At 71.0% G+C, this 3,760-nt stretch carries 4 protein-coding genes; 1 reads left to right on the forward strand and 3 read right to left on the reverse strand.

Going from position 1 to position 3,760, the window contains the following annotated elements:
* On the reverse strand, positions 1–692 hold a 692-nt coding region (locus tag AC3WPZ_RS27635; RefSeq protein WP_492442543.1), incomplete at its 3' end, for an NIPSNAP family protein.
* Between the two features lie 79 nt (positions 693–771).
* Here AC3WPZ_RS27635 and AC3WPZ_RS27640 point away from each other — a divergent pair.
* Positions 772–1,740 carry a helix-turn-helix transcriptional regulator gene (locus tag AC3WPZ_RS27640; protein ID WP_492442545.1) on the forward strand — a complete coding sequence of 323 codons (969 nt, stop codon included), beginning with the start codon at positions 772–774 and terminating at the stop codon, positions 1,738–1,740.
* Here AC3WPZ_RS27640 and AC3WPZ_RS27645 read toward each other — a convergent pair.
* Together AC3WPZ_RS27645 and AC3WPZ_RS27650 are read right to left on the reverse strand one after the other, a co-directional pair.
* Positions 1,731–2,906, reverse strand: a complete 1,176-nt coding sequence (locus AC3WPZ_RS27645) for a CaiB/BaiF CoA transferase family protein (protein WP_492442547.1) — start codon at positions 2,904–2,906, stop codon at positions 1,731–1,733. The genes AC3WPZ_RS27640 and AC3WPZ_RS27645 overlap by 10 nt on opposite strands.
* A gap of 38 nt (positions 2,907–2,944) precedes the next feature.
* The coding region (locus AC3WPZ_RS27650) for an enoyl-CoA hydratase/isomerase family protein (protein WP_492442549.1) at positions 2,945–3,760 on the reverse strand (816 nt) is incomplete at its 5' end.

The following is a 3,760-nucleotide window of genomic DNA, read 5'->3' on the forward strand; positions in this document are numbered from 1 at the left end:
GGGGTGAGGCGGTGGGTCTCGGTGGGGCCGGCCAGCCAGGGGGCGAGCGTGGGCTGCGCGTCGCGCGCCCAGGCGCCGCCGCGCGCGAAGGCGTCGAAGGCCGCGGGGCTGTGAAACAGCGCGAGGCCCACCAGCACCGGCTCGCCCTCGCGCACCGGCAGGCGCGGGAAGTTGTTGGGGCTGGCCTCCGTCACGTACCAGCCGATGCGCCGCGCGCCGCCCTGGCGCAGCACCGGCGAGAGCACCTCGCGGCACAGCGCCAGCAGGTCGCTGCCGGCGGGCGCGCGCAGCGGGAACACGGCCGCGTCCAGCAGGCCGGGCGGTGTGTCGGTGGTGCCGGGCTTGGCGCGCCGGGGGGCTTCGCCGTCGATGCCCGCGCCGGGCCAGGCCGGGCGCAGCAGGAACACGTCGTCCGAATCGACCATGGTGGCGTTCGCCGCGTCGCGGTGCGCCTGCCACACCGGGCCGCCGTAGAACGCGGCCAGGCCCTGGGCGCGGCGCGCCATGTCGGCGAAGCCGCGCAGCCAGACGAAGCGGTTGGCGTCGTCCAGGTCGCGGAACTGGCCGATCACGCGCAGGCCCTGGGCCTCCTGGGTCTCGACGAACTCGCGGTCGAACAATTCGATGAGGGTGTCGCGCCGGCCCGGGTGCAGGGTGTAGCGGCGCAGCTCGACGAAGGGGGATTCGGTCATGGCAAAAGCTCCTTGAAAGACGATGCGGTGATGATCCACCCCATAACCTGACACGGTGTGTCATGTTTAAATCTCTCGCATGCAAGCCAGCCGACTGATCTCCATCCTCATGCTGCTGCAGGCGCGGGGCCGCCTGACGGCCGGCGCGCTGGCGCAGGCCCTGGAAGTGTCCGAGCGCACCGTGCTGCGCGACATCGACCAGCTCTCGGCCGCCGGTGTGCCGCTGTGGGGCGAGCGCGGGCGCCAGGGCGGCTTTCAGCTGCGCGAGGGCTGGAGCACCCAGCTCACCGGCATGACCGAGCCCGAAGCCCAGGCGCTGCTGCTCGCCGGCCTGCCCGGGCCGGCCACCGAACTGGGCCTGGGCGCGGCCGCCGCCTCGGCGCGGCTGAAGATGGTGGCCAGCCTGCCGGGCGAGTGGCGCGAGCAGGCCGACCGCGTGGGCCAGCGCCTGCACATCGACCCGGTGGACTGGTACCGCGCGCAGGACGCGCCGAACTTCCTGCGCGAGGTGGCCGACGCCGTCTGGCGCGCGCGCCGCATCGAGGTGCGTTACGAGAGCTGGCGCGGCAAGGCCTGGCGGACGCTGGAGCCGCTGGGCCTGGTGCTCAAGGCGGGCGCGTGGTACCTGGTGGCGCGCGCGGTGGACGCGGCGCCCCCGAAAGGCGATGGCGTGCGCACCTACCGGCTGGCGAGCCTGCTGGAACTCAAGCCGGGCGCGGCCTTTCGCCGGCCCAAGACGTTCGACCTCGCGCGCACCTGGCAGGCGTCGGCCGCGCGCTTCGAATCGGAGCTGCGTTCGGTGGAGGTGCGGGCGCGCGCGACGCCGCGCTGCCTGAAGTGGCTGGCGAACGCGCGCGTGCCGTTCAGCGACCCGGTGGGCGACGAGGTGACGATCCGCGTCGAATCGGTGGAGCAGGGCGCGCGGCAGCTGCTCGCCTTCGGCGACGAGATCGAGGTGCTCTCACCGCCCGCGCTGCGCGAGCGCCTGGCGCAGCAGGCGGCGGCGGTGCTGGCGCGCTACCAGGCCCGGGGCCGTGCTCAGTGCTGAAAGACCGCGCCCGAGGTCATCAGCGCATCGATTTCCCCGGGCTCGAAGTCCAGCTCGCGCAAGACCGACACCGTGTGCTGCCCCACGTAGGGGGCGGCGGAGGTGGCGTGCGGAGACGCGCCGTTGAAATGGAGCGGCAAACCCAGCGAAGGCGTTTTTCCGCCGTCGGCATGGTCGACGTCCACCACCATGGAGGTGGCGCGCACCTGCGGATGTTCCAGCGCCTGCCCCACGTCGTTGACCGGGCCCACCGGCACGCCGGCCAGGTCGAAGCGCTGCACCCAGGCCGGCGCGTCGTCGCTGGACAGGGCCTGCGTGATCAGCGCTTCCAGTTCCGCGCGGTGCGCCACCCGGCTGCGGCCATTCTTGAACCGGGGTTCCTGCAGCCATTCGGGGTGCCCGAGGATCTGGGCGATGCGCTCCCAGTTGGCCTGGTTTCCGCCACCCAGGGCGATGGCCCCGGTGCGGCAGCGAAAGGTCTGGTAGGGCGCGATCAGGGGATGGGCCGTCCCCATGGGCTTGGCGATGGTGCCGTCGTTGAAGTAGGCCGCCGCGAACCAGTACATCTGCTGCATGGACGCCTGCAGCAGCGAGGTTTCCACCTTGCAACCCTGGCCGGTCTTCAGCCGCTCGATGTAGGCCGCGAGAATGCCGACGGCCGCGAGAATGCCGGCGTTGATGTCGGCGACCGAGTTGGCGGGCTTGACGATCTGCCCTTCAGGCGTGCCCGTGGCGCTGATCAGGCCTGAAAAGGCCTGCAGCACCAGGTCGAAGCCGCCTTGGTCGCTCAGCGGTCCATGGGGGCCGTAGCCGCTGATGGAGCAGTAGATCAGCTCGGGCTGGATGCGCCGCAGGTCGTCGTAGCCCAGGCCCAGCGCGTCGAGCTTGCCGCGACGGAAGTTCTCGGTCATGACGTCGCACCGCGCGACCAGGCGGCGGATCACCTCCTGGCCCTGTGGCAGGCGGATGTCCACGGCGACGGAGCGCTTGCCCCGATTGAGCATCAGGAAGCTGGGCGCCAGGCCGGGGTCGCCCGGCCGTGCATAGCCTCGGGAGTCGTCCCCGGCGGGGAATTTCTCGATCTTGATGACGTCGGCGCCCATGTCCGCCAGCATGAGCCCGCACACCGGGCCGGCCATGATCTGGGACAGTTCGAGAACGCGCATGCCCTTCAGGGGGCCTTGGGCTTTGGGAGTCATGTCGGTCAGGCGCCCTTGAACACGGGTGGGCGGTTTTCAGCGAAGGCCGCCAGGGCTTCCCGGAGATCGCTCGTGCCCAGGCTGTGCAGAAAGGCCTGGGTGGCGGTCGCCTCGTCGTACTCCTGCCGCCCGGTCTCGTTGAGCACCTTCTTCATGGACACCAGCGGAATGGGGGCCATGGCCAGCAGATCGCCGATCCAGCGCTGCAGCTCGGCGTCCAGTTCTTCGGGGGCCACCAAGGCGTCGAGGTAGCCGATCCGCAGCATCTCGGCGGCGTCGATCGTTCGCGAGGTGAGGAACAGCTTCTTCGCGCCGCCCAGCCCCAGCCGGGTGACCCAGCGGCGAATGCCCCGGCCGTAGTAGTGCAGTCCGAGGCGGGCCGCCGGCATGAACATGCGGATGCCTTGCGCGCCGAGGCGGAAGTCGCACGACAGGGCGAGGTCCGTGGACCCGCCATAGACCGGCGCATGCAGCCGGGCGATGGTGACCGCCCGCGCATTTTCGATGTCGTCGCAGAGTTGTTCGAACGGGTTTTCGCCGGCCTTTCCATTGGCGCTGGCGGCCGTGCCCAGCCGCGTCAGATCGAAGCCCGAGCTGAAGCTCTTGCCCTCGCTCTGGAACACGATGACGCGCACCGCGGGCATGCCGTTGAGCTCGCTCAGGTAGCGGGAAATCACGCCCACGTCATCGGGTTCGATGCGGTTGTGCGTGGCGGGCCGGCGCAGGTGGATGGTGGCGACCGCGCCATCCACGTTCAGCTCGGGCGGCTGAGAGGCGAGCGCGGTGGCGGCGGGGGCGGATTCAAGGTGGGTGGACATGAG

The organism is Hydrogenophaga sp. FW305-3-2-15-A-LB1, from assembly GCF_058787875.1.